Genomic DNA, 22,297 nt, shown 5'->3' with positions numbered 1-22,297 from the left:
GTCCGCTACTTTTCATATACTAAATCGTTGTGTGTAATTTTGACCCGTCCTGAAATATGTATACAAAAAACAACAAGTATATGTATAAAAATGATGGATATGTAAGACGTTATAGTGAGAGTTTTAAACTCAAAGTATTAGCAGAACTTACCAAAGGAAACCATTCCAAAAGACAAATTGCCTTAACTTACGGCATACAATCTAGTACGATAAACGTATGGATTAAAAAATATGACCGTAAAGATTTAATGAACACCCGTGTAACCGTGCAAACAGACGACGAATTATCCCGTATTAAAGCCCTTCAAAAAGAGCTAAAACAACTCAAAGATCTTCTTATTAAAAAGGATCTAGATAAACTTGTGAATGATAGTTATCTTGAAGTAGCTGCTGAAAATCTTGGCTATAAAAATGTTGAAGAATTAAAAAAAAACTTAAACATAAAGCCTTAATGAAAATAGCACCGATTAATAGAAAAAAAAGAAGGTACGCCATCGCTACTATTTGTAATGCTTTCGAGTTAAAAAGAGATGCTTATTACAAATATCAAAAAAGGTTTGTTCTTAAAAAACAAATAGAACAAAATGTAATAATGCTTGTTAAAAAAAGCAGGAAAACATTACCCAGAGAAGGTACTAGAAAGCTAATGAAATCCTTACATAATGATTTTAGGAAACAGAATATAAATATAGGTAGAGACCAGTTATTTAGAATCTTAAAAGAAAATAATTTGTTAATTAGAAGGAAAAAATATTCTTCTAAAACAACCAACTCTTACCATCGTTTTTATAAATATAAAAATATCATAAAAGACCTGATCATTAATAGACCTAACCAAGTTTGGGCTTCGGATATTACCTATATAAGAACTATAAATGGATTTTGTTATTTAGCACTTATTACTGATATGTATTCAAGAAAAATAGTAGGCTATGATATTAGTGATAGTTTAGAACTTAAAGGCTGTGTTAGAGCTTTAAATAAAGCTATTTATCAAACTAAAAATACCGAAGAAATCATACATCATTCTGATAGAGGAATACAATATTGTAGCAATGTTTATACTCAAATTTTGAAAAGAAAAAAGATACAAATCAGTATGACCCAAGAAAATCATTGCTACGAAAACGCAATGGCCGAAAGAGTTAACGGAATTTTAAAAGATGAATTCTTCCTCGACCAAACATTTACAAATATCAATCACGCCAAAAAAGCAACAAAAAATGCAATCAAATTATATAATAATAAAAGATTACATTTATCTTTAGATTATAAAACACCTAATTACGTGCACAAAAATGTAGCATAAATTTTAATAATTAACTGTAGCCCTATTTTAGGACGAGACAGCTAAAAATCGAACTTCAAAAACGATTTGTTTCCTAAATAAGAAATAGTTATCTTTGAAAAAAGATTTGAATGAGTGACCTAAAATTCCGAGTCGAGTTACTAAAAGAGGCTAAACAGTTTTTGGATAACTTGGATGAAAAGAGTCGTAAGAAAATTATTTACAACATTTGGAAGGCAAGAAGTACGAACGATAAAGAACTCTTCAAAAAATTAAAAGGTGAGATTTGGGAATTTAGGACAAAATTCAACCGAACTTATTATCGACTTTTTGCATTTTGGGATAAAACAAATAAAGAAAATACTATTGTTATTTCAACACACGGAATCATAAAAAAGACTGACAAAACCCCTAAAGGAGAGATTGAAAAAGCGGAGCGAATAAGAACACAGTATTTTAAAGACAAAACATAAAGAAATGAGAACATACCGATTAGAAGAATTAACTGACCAATACATAGGAAAAAAAGGGACTAAAGAGCGTGAGGAATTTGAAAATGAACTGCGGCTTGACCTTCTTGGGTATGAAATCAAAAAAGCACGAAAACAGAGGAATCTAACCCAAGAACAACTCGGAGAGTTAGTTGGAGTTAAGAAAGCTCAAATTTCAAAAATTGAGAATAGCACGACTGACGCAAGATTTTCAACAATAATGAAAGTATTTAAAGTTTTAGGAGCGAAAGTTAAGTTTGATGTTGAGTTAAATGAACAAAAATTAGCATACTGAATTGAAAGCCGACTGCACAACAACGTATCCTATGAAAAGCACTAGCCCAGTTCTTCAAAGATAATATTTCTTTTTTTGTTTAGTTCATGATGATGATTTTAAGGTGGGTTGACAGCTATTGCGTACAACTTAAAAAGAATGATAAACAATTATTAGTATAAAAGCACTAATAGCTGCCCTAAAACAACCATTACATCTGTTTTTAAGACCTGTCTTATGTTTGGTTTTGACCATTAAAAACAGATACAAACAAATTTTGAAAGCAGTTATAAAAATGAAACTTCTTTTTTCAAATGAGCATGTTTACTCAAAAATAGCCTATTATTATAAATACAAAAGAAATTTGTGCTACTTTTGAGACAAACTGCCGTTGTATGCCATTGAAAAGAAACTAATAATGAAAGGAATAGGAAACACTCCATTAATTAGACTTCAAAATCTTACGGATTCAAATAGTGCAGATATCTATATCAAATTCGAAGGGGCTAATCTTACTGGAAGTATGAAGGACCGAATGGCACTTTCAATGATAGAAGGGGCTGAAAAAAGAGGTGAGTTGCACAAGTGTATGACAGTAGTAGAATATACTGGAGGAAGTACGGGAAGTTCATTAGCTATGGTATGCGCCAGAAAAGGATATAAAGCACACTTTGTTTCTTCAAACGGATTTGCAGAAGAGAAATTACAAACAATGCGTGCGTTTGGAGCAACGGTAGAAATCATACCTGCAAAAGATGGAATACTAACTGCCGATATAATCAACAGGATGATTGCAAGGGCCAAGGAAATAATTAAAGAACCAAATACTTTTTGGGTTAATCAAATCAATAATCTCGATAATAAGCTTGGTTATCATCCTATGGGAAATGAAATATTGAATGAGCTTGGGAATGATATTGATGAATTTGTAATGGCCGTTGGTGGGGGCGGTTGTATTTCTGGAAATTCTGAAATATTAAAAGCACAAATCCCAAACATGAAAATAATAGGAGTTGAACCTTATTACGTTAGAAACATATCAGGTGGAGATACAAGTGGGACTCACAAGCTAGAAGGGATTGGACTATCTTTTGTTCCATCTATTTTACGCAAAAGACCTTATAGATGAAGTAATATCAGTAAAAGATGAAGACGCTTATAAAACAGCAAATGCCTTAGCGAAAAAAGAAGGGATTTTTGGTGGGGCAACGTCAGGTGCAAATGTTTGGGCAGCATTAAAACGTGCAAAAGAAATTGGAAAGGGAAAAAAAATTGTAACAGTCGTTTGTGATACGGGTATCAAATATCTACAAGGTGATTTATATGAATAAAACGGCATACAACAAGGGTAGCTGTTGCACAACTCTTAGTTCTCAAAAATAGAGGTTCGTTTTAAGTTCATTTAAAGAAGTTTGCTTTTTTAAGTTATGTTTTCTAAAAATTTAGATGGCTTACAAGCAGCTAATTTTTCGTTTTTAGGGATTCTTATTTTTAGAATCATTAAAAACAAGGACTTTTGCCTTACTTTTCACTTTTTTTGTTTGATTGGCATTGTGTACCGTTTGAGAACGAAGTTTAATAGGTTTAAATTTGATAATAATACCATTTATCACTTGAAATAACCGGTATAAAAAATACAAATACTACCTATTCATCAGCTTGAGGAAGTTTGAGCCCCATTTTATTCATCACTTTTTGAGTAATATCAAATTTTTTGTCAATATAAGCAAATTCATTACCGGTCGTAGTCAATATTTGAGTATAGCCTTCTGCTGTACTTATTTCAGCAATGACATCTCTTAATTTTTTATACAAAGGTCTCATCACTTCATTGCGTTTTATCTCCATCAATTGATTTCCGTTTTTTCTGTTTTTTTGTAACTCCTCCTCCATATTAGCCAATTCCTGATACTTCAATGCTTTTAAATTATCTGTATAATCTTCCTGGTTTTTTTCAAAAACGGTAACCTTGTCTTGATATTCTTTATACTTAACTTGAAAAGAAGAGTCTAATCGTTTACCATAATCCTGTATGAGTGCAATTACCTTTTTCGTTTCCGGCATTAGCCCGATAATAAGTTCGCTATTAACCGTTCCTGTTTTTGTTTGAGCTTTTACTACTAATCCAAATAAAATAGCCGCAAGTGTTAATTTTAATTTCATAATTATTACATTTTGGGCAAAGATAAAAAAGGGATTGATTTATAAAAGGTTACCTATCATATAAAAGCGTTAAAGTTTTGCTGCTATTTTACTACTAATCTCATCGGGATCGGTCAAATAATCAAACCAAATAACAGACGTATCTTTTCTAAACCAGGTGAGCTGTCTTTTTGCAAACCTTCTGGTATTTTTTTTTATTTCGGATATGGCTTCTTCCAAAGAAGTTTTGCCTTCCAAGTACAAAAAAAGTTCTTTATATCCCACTGTTTGCAGTGCATTTAATTTTCTATAGGGCAATAATTGCTTTACCTCTTCAAGTAGTCCGTTTTCCATCATCTTTGTAACACGTTCGTTGATTCTACGATATATGATTTCTCTGTCGGCAGTCAATCCGATTTTTACAGAGGTAAAAGGTCTGGGTTCTTTCGGTTTGCTTTTGAAAGTGGTATAAGGCAACCCGGTAGATAAGCATACTTCCAATGCTCTAATGAGTCTTTGAGGGTTATCTATTGCAATAGTTTTATAAGAAATTCTGTCTAATTTCCGTAACTGATCTTGCAGATGTTCAATTCCAAATTTATGTAAATCAGCTATTAATTTTTTTCTTATTGTTTTGTCTACGTCCGGAAAATGATCTAAACCCTTCAGTACTGCATCAACATATAAACCACTTCCGCCAACCATAATGACAATCTTATATTTTTTAAATAGTGTGGTTAATGTTGTCAAAGCATCTTTTTCAAACCGGCCTACATTATACGCCTCCGTAATACTTCTGCTTTGTATAAAATGGTGTGGTATTGAGGCCCTTTCTTTATCATCGGGGACAGCAGTTCCAATAGGCATTTCTCTATAAAATTGTCTTGAGTCACAAGAGATAATTTCAGTATTAAAATAACGAGCAAGTTGTATACTCAATGCAGTTTTACCAATACCCGTAGGCCCGACAACAGTAATCAATGTAGCCATTTACTCATTTAATTTACCTCCACACTTATGACAAAACACAGCTTCTTTTTTATGATGAGATGCCAAACAATGAGGACAGGCTTGTGTATTGGTATCGATAACGGTTTTAGTCATTTCCGAACTAACAATCCCTGTTGGAATGGCTATAATGGCATATCCCAAAATCATAATAATACTTGCAACTAACTGACCCAAAGGGGTTTGAGGTGCGATATCTCCATATCCTACGGTAGTTAAAGTAACGATTGACCAATATACACTTCTGGGAATACTCGTAAATCCGTTTTCTGAACCTTCTATCATATACATGACCGTACCCAGGATAATACACATAATAACGATAAAAAACAGAAATACAGCTATTTTAGCTCTACTGGCTCTTAGTGCAACTAATAACCTGTTAGACTCCCCTATATATCTCCCTAGCTTCAATATTCTAAAAACTCTCAATAAACGCAAAGCTCTCAGAGCAGCCAGATTTTGTGAGCCTACCAGTATAATTGACAAGTATTTAGGTAATATGGAAAGTAGGTCTATAATACCATAAAAACTAAAAACATATCTAATGGGATTTTTTATGGAAATAATTCTTAAAAAATACTCGACAGAAAATAATACGGTAATAACCCATTCGGCAATATTTAATAAATATCCGTATTTTTTTTGTATAGGTACCACACTTTCCAGCATCACAAAAAGAATACTCGTTAATATCGCTATCAACAATACAACGTCAAAGAGTTTGCCGGCTCTTGTGTCTGCTTCATAAATCACTTCATGGAGTTTATGTCTCCAGGAAATACCTGATGTTTCTTTTGAATTCAAAAACGTCGAATTGAATATTGCTACAATACTACAATTATTTTTTTATACCAAAAAGAATACTAAAATGGCCTAAAGATGGTGTAAGGAAAATTTCAAAGTTCGAGTTAAAAAACACAGGCATAGCCCTAGCCTATGTCGAGTATTTTTAGTGATGAAATTTGAAATTTATATAAAATACTGCTTTACCGCATCTTGTATCTTTTCACTTTCACACTTTAAACTTTTATACTTTACAACCTTTCAACCGCACTATATTTTTTTTAATTCAATAAAAGAGCTCTGAATTTTTATGATTTCATTATAAAATTCTTTTAAATAGTGATATTCTACATTTGAAAATAATACTTTTTTTATCAGACAATTAAAATAGAAGGTTATTTTATAAGGGCTGTACCTCGCTTTGAATGCAAAAAACCCTCCGTCATTCGGTAGTGTCAGAGATTTACTTTCAGGTACCTTTTTATTTCGTAATTCTCGGGAATTTCAAAAGAAAAGGCATATGTATATTTTCGTTCATATCCGTAATCAACAGGATATAACCTTTCTTCCAATTTAAAAGGATTGACGGTAAACCTATCAATTAGAAACGGATTCATTCTTAAGGTACCGGCACCAACAGCATCAGGTTCAAATAGCACACTATATACTTCTTCGGTGGGAATATCCGGTTTTTCAAAATCAATTTGCTTATATGCCTCCACCTCCAAATCTACATTTTCAGATTCAAATCCTTCCAGAATTTTTTCTTCTTTCACTTCATGTCTTTTCTTTCTTTGTCGTAATCCGTCATATCCGCCTTTTCTTATTGTCAAATCTCCTACCAGCTCATCATTTTCGTTTAAAGTAAATTTGACTTTGGTATTTATAAACGATCTTTTAGCCGGGTAAATTTTTTCCCAGAAACTGCCGTTTTTAAAATCCATGATACGCGCTTCCCCGTTCAAACATTTAAAGGGAACCAGTCCAAAAGGCAAAAATTTATCCGTAGCGTCTAAAAAATAAGCATTTCCGTCTACAATAACTTTAACAATTAAATCTAAGTACATGACAAAAATTTAGTCAAGTTCATATTGTTTTGATTTACAGGGTTTAATAGCACAGAAGCGATATAATCTAATCCATATTTGAATATGCTTTTAGCCATTCTTCCATGCTTTTTTATTTTGATAGGCTTAATCTGATGTAAATATATACCAACTTTGTAACACCATACGAAAGCCATCATTACAAGCAGTACTAATTTTTCAATACGCTTAATATCTTGCAGGTGTGTGTTTTCAATATCAAAGCCACTGGCTTTCATTGCTTTAAAACACATCTCTATCTGCCATCGTTCTTTGTATTGTTCAAAGGCCTTATCAGGAGCGTTGAACGATACAATGATTAAGAAATCAGGCTTTCCATTTTTTGGGTACAACTTGCATCCGGAAAGGAAACAAAGCTGACCATTAACACGTACAATTTTAGGATAATACACAAACTCATTGATCTTATGTGGATTAAACAAGTGAAATACTTTGATGGTTTTGTTCTTATCAGGAAGCTCTACCTTAAAGTTGTTTCGAATGCGGATATAATATTTGATTCCATTTGTATTCAAGAAATCCAACCAATGATTACCTACAAACTCTCTATCGGCTACAATGGATTTAATAACATCTTTGCCAAAAAGTCTTATGAAACGATTCACAAGATCAATACGCTCCTGACTGTTAGAGTTCCCTGGCTTATCTAACATAGTAAATAACAATGGGAAGGCAACACCTTTATAGACAACTCCCAACACGGCACCGTCAATTAATAAGCGTGTAATAAATGGGAAGGCAACACCTTTATAGACAACTCCCAACATAAAAATGTTGATGTTGGTCTGACCAAACTTCCAATTGGTCCTATCAATACTCAAGATCAATCCCTCTTGCTTAGGAAGGAGACTAAATATAAGACGAGCGATCAAATCTCCATCCAACGAATAATCAGCAATAAATCTTTGAATACGTCTGAGTGATGACTTCGAATCTACTGAGGTCTCAAAAGCGTTGGCTACCTTTTCAAAGGTAACTGTCTGTACCTTACAGAGGGCGATAATGAAATGTGATATGAGTTTGATTCTTGCCAAATTGATCTTACCTTGGAAATGAGAACTTAAAACTGAATTTAATTCACTACTTTTAGTGGAAGCATTGGTTTTTTTCATTAGAAAAATGAGTGATGTTATTCTTCTAATATACTGAAAATCAATGCTTTATTTTAATTATTTAACATTTAATTTACTGATAATCAATTAATTATATTTTTTGTCATGTACTAAACAATTAAATAATTAAAATCAGCTATAATCGGATACAACTTTGTAGGCAATCCGTTATTTCTGGTAGAAACCATGGCTATATAGCTTTCTATTTCAGCAGCTTGTAAGCTGTTATACAGTACTAAGTTGATATCGTAAACACTTCCTGATTTTTCTTCAAAAACAGCTCGCATCTTGTTGTTTTTAGAAGACCGTTTTTTTCCATTCCAGGTATAGTTTTCCTGGATATAGCTGTAAATTGCTTTTGCTTTTTCCAACGGATTACTAATCTGCAATACACTTTCGGGAAGTCGCTTTTTAAAAAAGTTTTTCTTATTGGATTGATTTTTTAAAAAATCGTTTTTTAATGATTTGTCTGCTGCTGCCCAATCATTTAAATAGTGCCTCACCCCTCCTCTAAGATCCGTATAAGAAACGTAATCAAAAGCAACTCTTGAAATATAATTTTTTTTGCTCAGCATATAATCTTCTTCCTTAAATGCAGGAATATCTGTCATGCTAAAAGATCTTACCGCACAAGCAGCCTGGCCGATTCCTTCTATATAAATACATTTTTTTAGTACGGAAGGATTGTCTTTTGTCAGCCTTGGGTTTCCTATAATCCTGGCATTGTATTTATAATTACCTATAATAGCCGAGTCATAATCACTTTGCAATTTTGGGATATCGGATTGAAAATACAAATCATCAAGGCTAGGATAGGGAGATATCAGACTATATACATATTCAATAACCGACCCTTCTTTAACATTTGGCAATGTAAAACTGGTTTCGGTATATTTTTCATTCAACTGATTTTTAAAAATATCTTTTTTCTGAAGATAGGTTTTTTCGACACTGCCATTTTCTCTCAGGTTATAAGTAACAGCAAGAATATCTTTGATTCTTTCTTTACCATAAGTTATAACTTTAACAGTTGCCACATCCGTTCCTTCTTTGGTGAAAATTTTCTTTCTAAAATAAAAATCCGTTTGAAAATCGTATTTCTTTGTCTCCATATACAAGTTGGCATGTTCGTACAAAACCAGTGCTCTTGCTGTGGAGTCTTTCTCATAGCTTTTCATATTGAGTTCAGCTAAGGTAGCTCTTCCTGTTTTTGTTGACTTTCTTTGTGCAAAATAACAGGCAGTTATGTGTATTAGTACTAATAGTGCTATTTTTTTCATAGTCTAATTCTTTTCTAATTCTATGTATGCGTTTTCTGCTTTTACAATTTTAGTATAAAATTCTTTAAGAAACAAATATTCGTCTTTCTTTCTATGCTTTGTATACTAAATCTGTTGATGCAAAAAAACTTTTAAATTGATCTATTATCCTCTTTGGTATCATCTGCTTGTCTTATAACTCTACAAGATTAAAAAACAAAAACATCAAAAAGAAGTTCTAATTTTTAACGTATCTTAAGATATAATACTTATTAACCTGAGTTCGACGTAAGAATTTAGCAAAAGAGTTCTAATTGTGTAGAATTTTGATTGTCAAATTTGATAGCTGGTTTCTTTTCTTGAAAAGAATAAGCAATAAGACTTGCGACTAGGTTTGTTATGAAATTTCCAAAACTTCTATGCCTGGAATGTTCTGCTTGACTTATATTTTTAAGTTGATCATTAATGGTTTCTATAACAGAACGTTTTCTCAAAAGTATTTTATCACGCATTGTGATTAGCATATTTTTCATATTGTTCTTAATGCTAGTTACTAAATGTAATCCGTCATCAAAAAGCATTTGAGTAATTTCCTTAGAGATATAGCCTTTATCGTCATATAAACTTCCAACTATTTCTTTGAGAAAATTATGTTCCTTAATAGGAGTTCTGTCATCGACATTGGCTTGAGTAATAATAAAGTTGAGAAGTTCGCCTTTATCATTGATTAAAATATGAAGTTTGAAACCGTGAAACCACCCCATAGTAGACTTCCCTGTAGTTGCAAGACCTTTGAATACTTTATTGTTTCTAATCCTCTTTTTGTTGCAAACTCTCAAAGGCGTAGAATCTATAAATGAAATACCTGTACATTGTCCCAAACAACAAGTTTTCATATAGATTATTAAAGGAAGCATGTTAGATTGCATCAATTCTACAAAGCGATTATAGGAAACAGTATTAGGAAACTCTTTTGTTAGATGCTTTTGAAGATAAAAAAGGTAGAAATGTTTGAAAGTTCTAATACCGCTAGTATGGAACAGTACAGTTATGGTTAAAATTTCACTGGTCGACATTGTAAAAACTCGTTTTCTTTTCTTTTTTCCTTCAGAAATGAGCCTTTTTTGTAAAGCTGGTTCAAAAACTTGACAAAAATCATCAATGGAACAAAAAATATCAGTAACTTTATCTATAGAAACCATAAGCAGAAATTATTTTAGAATATTGAATTTCAATACTTTAATATACTAAATAATCTGCTTTTTCTTTGGTAAAAAATCACTTTTCTTTGGTCGAACTCAGGTTATTAATATCTAAGGCTACATAAGTTTGATGTACTTTTTAAGTTTAGATCACTAATATCAGTACATAATTAAAAAGCAAAATTCAATTAATATGAAAAAAATACTCGTACTACTCATCCTTTTTTCTTACAAAATATCTTTTTCTCAATTGGTAAACCCTCCATTGGATGTTAAGAGCCCTACTGCTTCCAGCTTGGGCAAATATGGCGATATTCCTGTAAGTCATTATAACGGCTCTACTAATGTAGCTATTCCTCTATATACTATTAATGAAAGAGAAATTCCCTTAGAAATCTATTTGAATTATGATTCCGGGGGAATAAGAGTTAACTCAGTTGCAAGTTGGGTAGGGCAAAATTGGTCTTTGAATGCCGGTGGGGTAATTACAAGGAGTATTAGAGATAAAGTAGATGTACTTAATTATAATTTTAACTGGGGTATACATAACTATCAATACTCACGTAAAGGGTTTAAATATGCCGGACATCGCTTAAATAACACGAATTGGAGTACAACTAACTCCTTGACTGATTTGGTTCATGAATCTAATTTAGTTGATACACCCAATCCGTACCACAATATGGATTTAGAACCGGATATCTTTACATTTAACTTCATGGGAATTACCGGTAAATTTTTTCTTGATAATAATGGTAATTGGAGAGTGCAATCGAATTCAAAATTAAAAATAAAAACCTATGAAAGAGTAACTCCTAATCTATTTCAGGATCGATTTGACGGTACACCCAACGAGCCGTCAAGCGATGTAAGAAATGATATAGGAAAAATTATAATTACCGACGAAAAAGGGAATCAATATATCTTTGGGAGCACGAATGATCATATTGAATATTCCTTACCAATACCGGAAACTATTTTACGTGCAAAGTTTATAGAAAGACCAAGTACTTGGTATTTATCCAGTGTCATGAATAGTAAGGGTATTACACTATATAATTTTGAGTATGAAAGAGTTGAGCCAATTATCCATGTCTATAGAAATAATAGTTTTAAAATAGGTTCATGTTTATCGGAAAATGGAGTAGCTTATACAATAACCTATGATAGAACACATGGAGACAATTTTAGAACTACCAGAATTTACCCTGTATATTTAAAAAATATTCAAACGTATAGTGGAAATCGTATTGAATTTGAAATTACCAACATAAATAAGAAACCTTTTGAAAATCATTTTACACATGATGATATGGAGTGGAAGAAATTAGATCAAATAAAAATCTATAATTACAACGACAAATTGGTGCGTTCGATAGGTTTAGAATATCACACAATAGGTAATAATTTGAGATTGAATCTGAAGGCTATACACAATAATATTGAAGCAAATCAGATACAAACGATGTATTCTTTTGAATACGACAGATTTAATGAACTGCCAAATTATTTATCCAAAAAAATTGATAAATGGGGGTTTTATAATGGCCAGGAATATATTGTACGCTCCATGAATTATGAGGGGTGGACATGGGCTTTAGGTCAGAGCCCTCCTGATGATCATTTTTCTGAACACGACTCCTCAAGGGCTTCTAATGAAAACTTCGCCATAATTGGAATGTTAAAAAAATTATCTATCCGACTAAAGGATTTACTTCTTTTGAATATGAAGCACATAGAGCAATAAAAAAGTAGATAACAATAAGGAACTTATGCCCTATAATATATCGACACCCATTGGAGGAACCAGGGTTAAACGTATAGAAAAAAATAACGGCTACTCAACCCCTGAAATAATAACATTTCATTATGAGGGAGGGATATTGATGCACGATTTCACTTCTTTCATTCCTTATTGGAACGGAGGAAACAGTATAGGAGAATCTTATGTTTTTGATATAAATAGTTTAGTTCCGCTGTCAAGTATAAATGGAAGTCATATAAGTTATGATACTATAACAGAAAAATATACCGATAATAGTAGTACGACATATAAATATTCTAACTACAATAATTTTCCTGACGTAGCTGTATGAAGGAACATTGAATGTTGAACAATCCATATTTAATAAAGGTAGCGATAGAAGTTTTTTAAGAGGGAAACTTATTGAGGTTCAAAAAAGGAACTCAAATGAGGTTTTAAAAGCGAGAACCGTTCGAGAATATCTAGATATAAATCAAACTCCCCATGTAAATAAGTATGTAAGAGCTTTTGAATACACACAACTGGCATTATGTGGAGATTATACAGATACTTATGGAAATGCATATAAGCTCTTTTATATGGATTATGAGGTTATAAAGGAGACAACGACTTCATATTTTGATAACGGACTAACGATGGACACTCAAGTAGAATATAAGTACAATGACGATTTTTTAGTTTCAGAAGTTACTACAAGAGATTCATCAAATGAACCATTTATTATTACATATAAATATCCCAAAGATTTTGCATTAGAACAAACCATTTCTGATCCTGATTTTCAGTATGAGGGCCCGGTTAGTAATGTCTACAAAGATATGGCAGATAAAAATATGCTTAGCTATCCTATAGAGGTAAATAAATCTAACGGGAGCAAAGTGCTTTCTTCCGAAATCATATCATATAACAAATTGTCAGGAAAAATCAATATGTCAAAATATTATAAATTAGAAAATACCAACGGAGAAGTATTAAGTTTTTCATCGGCAGTAGTCGAAAATGTAAATGAGCTTACCATTGATGGCAGGTTAACAGAAAGACTTCTTTATGACAGGTATGATAACTTAGGTAATCCTGAGATGTATCATGTAAAAGGCGAAATGCATACTATTCTTATTTGGGGGTATAAACAAAGCAAAGTAATCGCTAAAATAGAAAATGTGGCAAGTTATGATGATATTGCCGTTATATTCCAAATCTACACAATTTATCAGATCAGGATAATGATCGGACATTTGGCTATACTGGAAAAGAAGGAGCTTTGAGAAACGCTTTGGATAATCTAAGAAATGTACCTGAATTGTCAAAAGCCCGCATTACCACCTATACCTACGATCCTTTAATAGGAAATAACAAGTATTACAGACACAAGAGGAGAAACCATGTATTATACCTATGACAATTTTAACAGGTTGGAACATATAAAAGATAATGAAGGTAATATTTTAAGTAAAAATGAATATAACTACAAAAACTAAAAATTATGAAAAGACTAATCTATATCTTATCGTTTATACCCGTGACAGTATGGACACAAACCAGCACAGAAAATTATATTAAAAATACCGCTTATAAAGTAGAGACTACAGACGGAAATACGCATGCAACAAATGGAGCCACAATAGTCAATGACCAAAAAACAGAGACTATTGTGTATTACGACGGTCTGGACCGGCCCGTACAGAATATTGCCAAACAGGCAGGAGGGCTATAATTTCCCCCAAAAATCGGACAGTAATTTAAGTTAGATTTTTAATTATAAATTTACTGTATCATGAGTAGAAGAAGATTCACATCAGAGTTTAAATTCAAGGTGTTTTTAGAATCCTTGAGCGAGCGTTATACGATTCAAGAGTTGGGTTCGTAAATATGATATCCATCCAACCCAAATTACCAATTGGAAGGCTCAATTTTTAAAGAATGGTCAAGCTGTATTTGATCGTCCGGTAAAGGATTCAAAAACAGAGTCATAAGAGAAAGAAGATCGTTATTTAAAGAAGATCGGTCAGCAAAAGATGGAGATTGATTTTTTAAAGAAAGCCTTGTCATGAATAAGAGTTCAAAACAGCGTAAAGAACAGGTTGACAAGGCAAGTAAGCTGTCTATTGTAAAGCAATGTGATTTATTACAAATTCATCGTAGTAGTGTGTATTACATTCCAAAGGGAGAGAGTTCATTGAATCTGGAGATCATGAGATTGATAGATGAGGAGCATCTGCTTCACCCATGGCTTGGAGTTCCTCGTATAACTACTTGGCTCAATATGGATAAGGGTTATAAGATCAACAAAAAGCGCATAGAACGCCTTTACAGACTCATGGGGTTGTCTGCCGTTGGCCCCAATCCTAATACTTCCAAAAGAGGTAAAGGGCTTTGCATAGAATCTATAAGTACCTGTTGAGTAAGTTAAAGATTAGACATTCCAATCAAGTGTGGGCAATGGATATTACCTACATTCCAGTTCAGGGAGGGTATTTGTATTTATGTGCTATTATAGACCTTTACAGTCGTTATGTAGTGGGTTGGTCATTATCCAACACGATGACAAGTAACCGGTGCAGAGAAACCTTACAAGAGGCTATTGAAAAACATGGAAAACCAGAGATTCTCAATACAGATAAGGGGAGTCAGTTTACTGCCTATGAGTTCTGCGATTGGGTAACTCATCCTGATAGAGCCATCAAGCTCAGTATGGATGGTAAAGGAAGAGCTATTGATAATATTTTCATTGAACGATTATGGCGTAGTGTCAAATACGAACATGTATATTTGTTTCCAGCTAGTGACGGTAGAGAATGTTATAGAGGTTTAAAGGAGTATTTCGAGTATTACAATACACAAAGAATACATCAAAGTATCGGTAATCAACATCCTCAAACCATTTATCAACAAACCCTAAAAATAGCAGCATGAGGTATGATGATACTTTGGGGAGTTATTCACAAAAAATGAGAGTTATCAGTCTCCTCCCGGACCCCCCTCTTTCAACATCATTATCTCATTTAAGTTTTAATAAAATCTGTCCTATCAATGGGGGAATTATATACAAAAAGTTAAGCTACATTTTTGATTGGATATAATTTTTCAAATTCAATGATATTTTTGTATCCAATTGCAGAATGTCTTCTGTACCTGTTGTACCAAGTTTCTATGTATTCAAAGACTTTAATTTGAAGACTTTTCTTAGATATAAACTTATTGTTGATTATTAGTTCTGTTTTAATTGTTTTAAAAAAAGATTCTGCTACTGCATTATCCCAACAGTTTCCTTTTCTACTCATACTGGGTGTTACATGATAACTTTTAAGGATATTAACAAATGCATGACATGCATATTGCACTCCCCGATCAGAATGAAAAATCATACCTTTACAAGGCATTCTGTTGTTTACAGCCATCCTCCATGCAGCAATGATAGTTTGACTTGCTTTGAGTCCATTGCTCAAAGACCAACCGATGACTTTACGATCAAAGAGGTCAATAATTACCGTTAAGTACAACCATCCTTGTGCTGTTTTGAGATAGGTAATATCAGAGACCCATTTCTGTGCAGCTGCGGTAGCTTTAAAATCTCTATACAATACATTATCAGCTACCGGATATTGATGCTTAGAATCTGTTGTGACAACAAATTTCTTTTTACGAACAGCCTTAATCCCATGTTTTTTCATCAATCGAGCTACTCCGGGTCTAGATACCTTAAACCCTTTAGCTTTGAGTTCCTCTGTAATTCTAGGACTTCCATAAGTCGATTTACTTCGCTCACAGATACGGTGAATCTCAGAAAGTAACATACGATTTTCTCCATCTCTATCTGATGGAATATAATTCCTACTCCTGTAATAACTATTCTTGCTAATTTTAAAAACTTTACACATCTTCCCAACCGGATATTCTCTACTGTGGTCTTTGATAAATTTCAATACTTCCGATCGCTCTTGGAGAAAATGCTCACGGACTTTTTTAAGATATCTCTTTCCATGGTAACATCCTTGAGTTGTTTATGTAAACGCTCTAACTCTTTTTGATCTTCTGTTAGCTGTTTGACTCCATTACCGCTGAAAGCTATATCAGGACACTGCTCTAATTCTCTACGCCATCTGTAAATAAGATATCCACTGATACCCAACTCGATAGCAATCTCTTTGGTATTACCTCGTACATTACTCAATTCTACTGCTTTAATTTTAAACTCTTTACTGTATTTTCTTCGTTTCATTTTGTTAAGTTATTTAGATAAAAATAAGCTTAACTCTTTGTGCTAATAAATGTAGCAACTCCAGTTTTACTTATATTAGGTTTAGGACTAAAATATTTAGCTGAAAGAAGTAATAATTCAGAAAATTAGTGTCTTTTCTTTGCTGGGTCTTGGTTAGTATTAAAAACAGAAAACACATAAATTTCAGTTTTTGTATGCTCATAGATAATTACATAAGGAAAACGTTTTAAAGGTAATTCTCGAAAAGCAGGTTTTCTTTTTATGTTAAAGAAAACATTATCTTCTCTTAGTACCTCAAAGTATCCATCAAGATAGTAGTAAAATTCTTCTCCTAAACCTTCTCTAGCTTTTTCGTAATTTTCAATAGCCTTGTCAATTTCAATCTGTGCTTCTGGGTCAATAGTAAGTTCGAGTTTTTTAGAACCCATATTTTTTCTTTAGCTGAAGTTTTACTTCATCCCAGCTACGTCCTTTAGTTTCTCCCGCTTGCCATTTACGACGGCGTTCCTCAACAATTTTATAATGCTCCTCAGAAACTAATGATTGGGAATCTGTTGTAGTAAGCGAATCGAAAACACCATCCAAAGCTAAGAGTTTTGAATCATCTTGAATGAACTGATTAAACTGTTCTATTATTTTATTTCTTAATTCTACCGTACTCATAATAATTGGTATTACTATTAACAAATATACACAAATTATAACATAAGTTATTTGGTTTTAGTATCACAAAAAATATTCCAAACAGAAATTATAGCTAAAAAATTAGGTAGGTAAAACACAAAGAATTATTTTAGTATTGGAATTAGAAGTTCATTGAAATAGCCAGCTAGAAAAAGTGAGGCATTGGTAAAAAAAGAGTAAAAGCCCTCAAAAAAGGTGGGGTGGTACTATCCGTTTGGACTGCTTCATAAAGGGTATAATAATGTAGTTAGTTCCAATGGGAATCATGTGGCGCAGAAGTATAAAACATATCAAGGTCAAGAGTTCCATGATGAGTTAGGGTTGAATGTACATGAATTTAAGTATCGCTTTTATGATGCAACATATGCACGTTTTTGGAGTATAGACCCCATAGCGGAAGATTATGCTTATAACTCAACCTATGCATTTTCTGAGAACAAACTTGGACTGGGAATCGAACTGGAAGGTAAAGAGCTTCAACTATTTACTGAAATAGCTACCAGTGCTGCTATTACTTTTTCACAAGGAGTTCAAAAAACCACAGAGAAGTTTAATGGAGGAGTTAGAAAAGTTCAACAGGCTCATAACGAGAGTTTAATGCAAAAAATGAGTACTCCTGATCCGAGTTTTGATTCTGAAAGTGCCAGGCAACAAATGGTTACTCAAATAACATCCGGTCTAAGTCAAATGGCAGAGGCTACCGGAGATCTGGGACATGTAGTTGCCGATGCTACAGGAACCATTGACCCGACAGGAATTATTGATCTTGCACATGCAGGGGTATATGCTGCCGAGGGAGATTATTTAAATGCTGGATTAACAGCTTTTGGTATATTTGCTTACTTTGGAGATGGAGCTAAGTTACTGAAATACTCGGATGAAGTAGCTGATTTAATAAAAGTAACTGGAAAACTAAGCGAAAATAGCAAAGAAATCTTTACAATAACTAAAACAGGTTCATTCAAAGATGCAAAAACTGTTATAGGTGATGTGGTTGGAGATTTAGGAGATGATGCAGTTAATTACATAGGTAGAAAAGGGCCATTTGAAGGAAAAGTAAACGGTAAGGTATCCACTGATGGAAAAAGGGGTTATAGAATAGATATTGATAAAGAAACTGGTCAAGCTCATATTAATTGGTGGAATGGTAAGAAAAAAGGATCTGTCCCATTTACAGGAGGAGAAAGAATGGCAAAGAGTATAGTTGATAATAATGTATTTTAATTATGAATGATTTAAGAAAAAATGAAATTAACAATTGGAAGCTTAAAGAAATATCGGAATTTGTTACAATTATTGCTAAAGATTCAATCAGAGAAAGAAATCATCTTTTAAAAGAATTAAAAATCCCTGTAGATAGTGACTCAGGCCTATATAAAAGCGATACTCTTATTAATTGGTTGTCAATGCATAAGTATTATAAGTTCTTTTTTGATTCAGAAGGTGAAGAAGAATTAAATGAACAGGCTTTTAAAAATTCTTTATTGTCTAAAAAAGAGAACGTAATAATTACCTATGGTTGGAAAGAACCTATGGTTAAAATACCAACTGGAATTTTTATTAAGGATTGGGAAGATTTCTTAGCCAGTACACAATGGGAAACTATTATTTTTAGTGAAGACTTCGAATTGATTATGGAGGTTTCTAGAGATTATCATTTGCATAGTAATTTTAAAATACGATAGTCAAATTTAGGATGAAAGACCAGGCTACCTACTATACCGTATCTGCAAGGGTTTTCTGGAGAGCGTATCCGGTAATAGTGCCGATTTGTTCTTGTTTATGAAAACCAATGACGAGAGGGGCTATTATACCGAGATAAGTTACGAAAGAACCACAACGGCTAATCAATGGGTAGTATTGGAAAAAACAGTGTTAGTACCCGCACATATTGACAAGCTAAACGTACGAATAGACAATAATAATGCAGGAAAGGTGTGGTTTGATGATATACAAATTGTTAAAGGCAATACGTCCGGGACTGTAATGGCCTCGGAATCAAATTATTATCCTTTTGGGATTAAGATGGCTGGGGTTGTTTTTGGTTTTATAAGCTGTACATACCGAAAAGCAGAAGATATCATACGGCTGATTCCCGAAGGTTATATCGGCCCTGTTTTGGTTGTTTTTGATCAAAAAAATGGAGAACCCAAAGAGTACGAAGACGGCAAGAGGGTTTATAGAATCCCCAAAAGTGGGGTACTAAAAACACAATTTGGTTCAAACTATGGTTTTCAGTGACATGATTTTTTCTATGTTGATGAACAAGGCAATAGAGCGAAAATTCCATTTGCAGTTGTTCAAAATAAAGATTCTTTAGCAAAAGTAAAAGATAAAAGTAAAATATACGCTTTTCCGCTTCTAACCAACAATGTAAGCTTCCCTTAATTAGTACTACATCTTCGTATCAAAAAAAAGAAGGTTATGATTGTTGCAAAGGTCTCATTTTTTAAGACAGGTATACATATTATTCCCTGTTGGTGTAAATAACTTGGAATGAGAAATTTCTTCCATATTTGGGGTCGTTAGCTGGTTGCTAAATCTAGCCCCTGTAAGAATATACGAAATAGCTCTATCTAATAGAGGCTCGCCTCGTTCTCCCAATACACCAAGATTACTGTAATCTTCTGCCAAAACTATTTCGGGAGTAAAACCACCAGGGGCAGTAGTACCATCTCTGTTTTGAATTTCCAATACAATAGGTTGCATAGCCCAAGTATGATTGGGATTTGCCCCTGATCTTCTGTAGTTCTCGGAATCATACAACGTAATAGACCCTACATTTTTACCTTCTGTAGCTGTACCTATCAATCTAACATCTATATAAGATCTCAGGCTGTTAATGAGTAACTCCGACGCAGACGCCGAACTTCCTGTTACTATAAAATATACCCTGCTTAGATTTAAACTATTGATGTTTTCGGTAATGATACCATTATTTATTTGAGCAGTAAAGTTATTTTCAAAATTACCGGCACTTATATTTGCCCGAACTTTACTATTCCATACTTCTCTTGAAAATAACTGCCCTGAAAATTGCCCGGTAATCATCTGTCCCAGATAGGTTGCTGTTCTGACAGACCCTCCGGGATTGTACCTTAAATCCACAATCAGATCCGTAACTCCTTCGGATTTCAGAGTTGCAAATGCTGTATTTAATGCCCCGTCAAAAACAGTTACAAACTGGTTATACATCAAATACCCTATTTTATTACTTCCTTCTGTAAAAGTTTTGACCGTATTCACCGGATTTTCCTGCAATTCACTTTTGGTAAGCATAATGGTAGTACTTGTGGCAGTCGGGTTTCCGCTATTATAATCTGCTAATGTGATCGTATATGAAGTGGCGTTGGAAAAAAGCAGGTTCCTGTAATTCGTTTCCGTCAATTGCTGACCATTGACCTGATTGAAAAGCATTCCTCTTGTAATGCCATCCATTGCAGCGTCAGAACCCGTCAATACATAGCGTACATATCCAAATAAATTTGAAGAAGTACTCATATATCTTACCAGGCCAAATTCCATTCCGTTACTTTGATTAATCCCTTGAAAAGAATTTTCCAGGGCCACATAATCACTCACAATCCAAGAATATTTATCAATGGTCGGATAATTATACAACAAACTGAAAAATAAACTATTAGGAGTGTCATGAGTACTCAAAAAATTGTTTAACTGGCTTTGAGAAGAAAATCGGATATCTGATAAGTCCGGAATTTGATCTTGCCAAAAATAATACGTATTTAATCCTTTCCATACAAAATCATTTACTTCCAGATCTGCAGGAATGCTTTCGGATTTAGTACAATTGGATAATGAAAAACTACATAATAATATAAAGGCGTATATAAAAACTTTTAATGATTTCATATATAATGAATTTGTAATACTTTAACGCAATGTAAGCAATATTTAGTATTCTATTTTTTTTAGATGTAACAAAATCTCCTTATCATCGTCGTAAGCATGTAATACTAATTATATAAGACGAAAAGAAGATCGATATTTTACAAAAATAAAGACGAATGAACCAATCAGACTTTTTGAAAGTTGTTTTACCATTTAAAAATAAAGTCTTTCGTTTGGCAAAAAGACTCTTAGTTTCGACCGAAGAAGCAGAAGATGCAACTCAAGAATTATTGTTTAAACTTTGGAAAAACAATAAAAAGTTGTCCGACTATAAAAATGTTGAAGCATTTGCAATGACCATGACCAAGAATTATTGTTATGATAGGTTAAAATCCAAGCAGGCAAATAATTTAACATTGGTGCATAGCAATTATAAAGAAAAAGACACGAGTTTAGATAGAAAGATTGAATATCAGGATAGTGTAAACCAAGTACATAAGCTCATTGAAAATTTGCCCGAGCAGCAAAAATTAGTCATACAGTTACGAGATGTGGAACAGTACAGTTTTGACGAAATATGTGACATGTTAAATATGAAGCCAAATACTGTTAGGGTAGCGTTGTCAAGAGCAAGGAAATCTATAAGAGAGAAACTAATAAAAACACATAACTATGGAGTTAGTTAACATAGAAAAATTAGTAGAAAAATACCTAAACGCAACAACTTCTATACAAGAGGAAGCTGTTTTAAGAGATTATTTTTTATCAAATAGGGTGGCACCTCATTTGGAAGAATATCAACTAATGTTTAGTTATTTTCAGGATAGCAGAGGCGAAACCTATACAAAAACCATTCGGTTAAAATCTAAGAAAACAAATCGTAAGAACTTGAAATGGTTATCTATAGCAGTGTCAGTAGTCTTGATGATAAGTATATATACAGGTAAAATTAAATACGATGAGTATCGAATGGAACAAAAATATGCTCAAGTAGAAAACGCCTTAAAAATGCTTTCTGTAAATTTAAACAAAGGGAAGAATGCATTTAATAACTTATATACTTACGAAAACACCGTACATAAAATATTTAAAACCAAGTAAAATTTATAATC

Annotated in this window: 27 protein-coding genes and 1 pseudogene; 17 read left to right on the top strand and 11 right to left on the bottom strand. The window is 33.0% G+C overall.

The window, feature by feature from the left end; translation table 11 throughout:
• The first annotated feature begins 80 nt into the window (after window positions 1-80).
• From GKR88_14830 to GKR88_14810, 5 genes and pseudogenes are all read left to right on the top strand, one after another.
• Window positions 81-452, top strand: coding sequence for a transposase (locus GKR88_14830; GenBank protein QMU65431.1), 372 nt, complete (start codon window positions 81-83; stop codon window positions 450-452).
• Window positions 452-1,309: an IS3 family transposase gene (locus tag GKR88_14825; GenBank protein ID QMU65430.1), complete on the top strand. Its 858-nt coding sequence runs from the start codon at window positions 452-454 to the stop codon at window positions 1,307-1,309. Before GKR88_14830 ends, GKR88_14825 begins: the two co-directional genes overlap by 1 nt.
• 110 nt (window positions 1,310-1,419) lie before the next feature.
• Window positions 1,420-1,761, top strand: coding sequence for a type II toxin-antitoxin system RelE/ParE family toxin (locus GKR88_14820; protein ID QMU65429.1), 342 nt, complete (start codon window positions 1,420-1,422; stop codon window positions 1,759-1,761).
• 4 nt (window positions 1,762-1,765) lie between these two features.
• Window positions 1,766-2,074, top strand: coding sequence for a helix-turn-helix domain-containing protein (locus tag GKR88_14815; GenBank protein ID QMU65428.1), 309 nt, complete (start codon window positions 1,766-1,768; stop codon window positions 2,072-2,074).
• Window positions 2,075-2,471: 397 nt separating this feature from the next.
• Window positions 2,472-3,384: pseudogene (locus tag GKR88_14810) on the top strand (pyridoxal-phosphate dependent enzyme).
• Window positions 3,385-3,700: 316 nt separating this feature from the next.
• On the opposite strand, the gene GKR88_14805 reads toward GKR88_14810, so the two are convergent.
• From GKR88_14805 to GKR88_14775, 7 genes are all read right to left on the bottom strand, one after another.
• On the bottom strand, window positions 3,701-4,216 hold the full coding sequence (locus GKR88_14805; protein QMU65427.1) for an OmpH family outer membrane protein: 516 nt from the start codon (window positions 4,214-4,216) through the stop codon (window positions 3,701-3,703).
• A gap of 69 nt (window positions 4,217-4,285) precedes the next feature.
• Window positions 4,286-5,185 carry a tRNA (adenosine(37)-N6)-dimethylallyltransferase MiaA gene (miaA, locus tag GKR88_14800; GenBank protein QMU65426.1) on the bottom strand — a complete coding sequence of 300 codons (900 nt, stop codon included), beginning with the start codon at window positions 5,183-5,185 and terminating at the stop codon, window positions 4,286-4,288.
• Window positions 5,186-5,986 carry an ion transporter gene (locus GKR88_14795; protein QMU66741.1) on the bottom strand — a complete coding sequence of 267 codons (801 nt, stop codon included), beginning with the start codon at window positions 5,984-5,986 and terminating at the stop codon, window positions 5,186-5,188.
• Window positions 5,987-6,444: 458 nt separating this feature from the next.
• Window positions 6,445-7,056 (bottom strand): hypothetical protein, encoded by a 612-nt coding sequence (locus GKR88_14790; protein ID QMU65425.1) that lies wholly within the window; start codon window positions 7,054-7,056, stop codon window positions 6,445-6,447.
• Window positions 7,047-8,207 (bottom strand): IS4 family transposase, encoded by a 1,161-nt coding sequence (locus GKR88_14785; GenBank protein ID QMU65424.1) that lies wholly within the window; start codon window positions 8,205-8,207, stop codon window positions 7,047-7,049. Before GKR88_14785 ends, GKR88_14790 begins: the two co-directional genes overlap by 10 nt.
• A 110-nt stretch (window positions 8,208-8,317) precedes the next feature.
• Window positions 8,318-9,487: a hypothetical protein gene (locus GKR88_14780; protein ID QMU65423.1), complete on the bottom strand. Its 1,170-nt coding sequence runs from the start codon at window positions 9,485-9,487 to the stop codon at window positions 8,318-8,320.
• 275 nt (window positions 9,488-9,762) lie between these two features.
• Window positions 9,763-10,659, bottom strand: coding sequence for an IS982 family transposase (locus GKR88_14775; protein ID QMU66740.1), 897 nt, complete (start codon window positions 10,657-10,659; stop codon window positions 9,763-9,765).
• Window positions 10,660-10,861: 202 nt separating this feature from the next.
• Here GKR88_14775 and GKR88_14770 point away from each other — a divergent pair, with 202 nt between their 5' ends.
• From GKR88_14770 to GKR88_14740, 7 genes are all read left to right on the top strand, one after another.
• Window positions 10,862-12,415 (top strand): hypothetical protein, encoded by a 1,554-nt coding sequence (locus tag GKR88_14770; GenBank protein QMU65422.1) that lies wholly within the window; start codon window positions 10,862-10,864, stop codon window positions 12,413-12,415.
• Window positions 12,416-12,440: 25 nt separating this feature from the next.
• On the top strand, window positions 12,441-12,764 hold the full coding sequence (locus GKR88_14765; protein ID QMU65421.1) for a hypothetical protein: 324 nt from the start codon (window positions 12,441-12,443) through the stop codon (window positions 12,762-12,764).
• 7 nt (window positions 12,765-12,771) lie between these two features.
• Entirely contained in the window at window positions 12,772-13,698 is a 927-nt protein-coding gene (locus GKR88_14760; GenBank protein ID QMU65420.1) for a hypothetical protein, read from the top strand.
• Between the two features lie 84 nt (window positions 13,699-13,782).
• Window positions 13,783-13,911 carry a hypothetical protein gene (locus tag GKR88_14755; protein ID QMU66739.1) on the top strand — a complete coding sequence of 43 codons (129 nt, stop codon included), beginning with the start codon at window positions 13,783-13,785 and terminating at the stop codon, window positions 13,909-13,911.
• A gap of 5 nt (window positions 13,912-13,916) precedes the next feature.
• Window positions 13,917-14,147, top strand: a complete 231-nt coding sequence (locus GKR88_14750; GenBank protein ID QMU65419.1) for a hypothetical protein — start codon at window positions 13,917-13,919, stop codon at window positions 14,145-14,147.
• A gap of 333 nt (window positions 14,148-14,480) precedes the next feature.
• Window positions 14,481-14,834 carry an IS3 family transposase gene (locus GKR88_14745; GenBank protein QMU65418.1) on the top strand — a complete coding sequence of 118 codons (354 nt, stop codon included), beginning with the start codon at window positions 14,481-14,483 and terminating at the stop codon, window positions 14,832-14,834.
• Window positions 14,831-15,346, top strand: coding sequence for an IS3 family transposase (locus GKR88_14740; GenBank protein ID QMU65417.1), 516 nt, complete (start codon window positions 14,831-14,833; stop codon window positions 15,344-15,346). The genes GKR88_14745 and GKR88_14740 overlap by 4 nt, the downstream gene beginning before the upstream one ends.
• Window positions 15,347-15,486: 140 nt before the next feature.
• Here the strand turns inward: GKR88_14740 and GKR88_14735 are convergent.
• From GKR88_14735 to GKR88_14725, 3 genes are all read right to left on the bottom strand, one after another.
• A protein-coding gene (locus GKR88_14735; protein ID QMU65416.1) for an IS3 family transposase occupies window positions 15,487-16,652 on the bottom strand; the annotation gives its coding sequence in 2 pieces (ribosomal slippage) (window positions 15,487-16,388 and window positions 16,388-16,652; 1,167 coding nt in all).
• A gap of 125 nt (window positions 16,653-16,777) precedes the next feature.
• A complete protein-coding gene (locus GKR88_14730; protein QMU65415.1) occupies window positions 16,778-17,080 on the bottom strand; it encodes a type II toxin-antitoxin system RelE/ParE family toxin in 303 nt (100 codons plus the stop codon).
• Window positions 17,070-17,315 carry a hypothetical protein gene (locus tag GKR88_14725; GenBank protein ID QMU65414.1) on the bottom strand — a complete coding sequence of 82 codons (246 nt, stop codon included), beginning with the start codon at window positions 17,313-17,315 and terminating at the stop codon, window positions 17,070-17,072. Before GKR88_14725 ends, GKR88_14730 begins: the two co-directional genes overlap by 11 nt.
• 216 nt (window positions 17,316-17,531) lie before the next feature.
• Between GKR88_14725 and GKR88_14720 the strand changes: the two genes are divergently transcribed.
• The 3 genes from GKR88_14720 to GKR88_14710 all read left to right on the top strand — a co-directional run bounded on the left by GKR88_14720 (window position 17,532) and on the right by GKR88_14710 (window position 19,577).
• Window positions 17,532-18,560 carry a hypothetical protein gene (locus tag GKR88_14720; protein QMU65413.1) on the top strand — a complete coding sequence of 343 codons (1,029 nt, stop codon included), beginning with the start codon at window positions 17,532-17,534 and terminating at the stop codon, window positions 18,558-18,560.
• Window positions 18,561-18,562: 2 nt separating this feature from the next.
• Window positions 18,563-19,021 carry a hypothetical protein gene (locus tag GKR88_14715; GenBank protein QMU65412.1) on the top strand — a complete coding sequence of 153 codons (459 nt, stop codon included), beginning with the start codon at window positions 18,563-18,565 and terminating at the stop codon, window positions 19,019-19,021.
• Window positions 19,022-19,118: 97 nt separating this feature from the next.
• A complete protein-coding gene (locus GKR88_14710; protein ID QMU65411.1) occupies window positions 19,119-19,577 on the top strand; it encodes a hypothetical protein in 459 nt (152 codons plus the stop codon).
• A 201-nt stretch (window positions 19,578-19,778) separates the two neighbouring features.
• Here the strand turns inward: GKR88_14710 and GKR88_14705 are convergent, their stop codons facing one another.
• Window positions 19,779-21,206: a peptidase S41 gene (locus GKR88_14705; GenBank protein QMU65410.1), complete on the bottom strand. Its 1,428-nt coding sequence runs from the start codon at window positions 21,204-21,206 to the stop codon at window positions 19,779-19,781.
• Between the two features lie 155 nt (window positions 21,207-21,361).
• Here GKR88_14705 and GKR88_14700 point away from each other — a divergent pair, with 155 nt between their 5' ends.
• Window positions 21,362-21,871 carry a sigma-70 family RNA polymerase sigma factor gene (locus GKR88_14700; GenBank protein QMU65409.1) on the top strand — a complete coding sequence of 170 codons (510 nt, stop codon included), beginning with the start codon at window positions 21,362-21,364 and terminating at the stop codon, window positions 21,869-21,871.
• Window positions 21,858-22,286, top strand: coding sequence for a hypothetical protein (locus GKR88_14695; GenBank protein ID QMU65408.1), 429 nt, complete (start codon window positions 21,858-21,860; stop codon window positions 22,284-22,286). Before GKR88_14700 ends, GKR88_14695 begins: the two co-directional genes overlap by 14 nt.
• Window positions 22,287-22,297: the final 11 nt, after the last annotated feature.

Source organism: Flavobacteriaceae bacterium (genome assembly GCA_014075215.1).
Lineage (GTDB): Bacteria > Bacteroidota > Bacteroidia > Flavobacteriales > Flavobacteriaceae > Polaribacter.
This window is presented reverse-complemented; position numbering and strand designations above follow the sequence as displayed.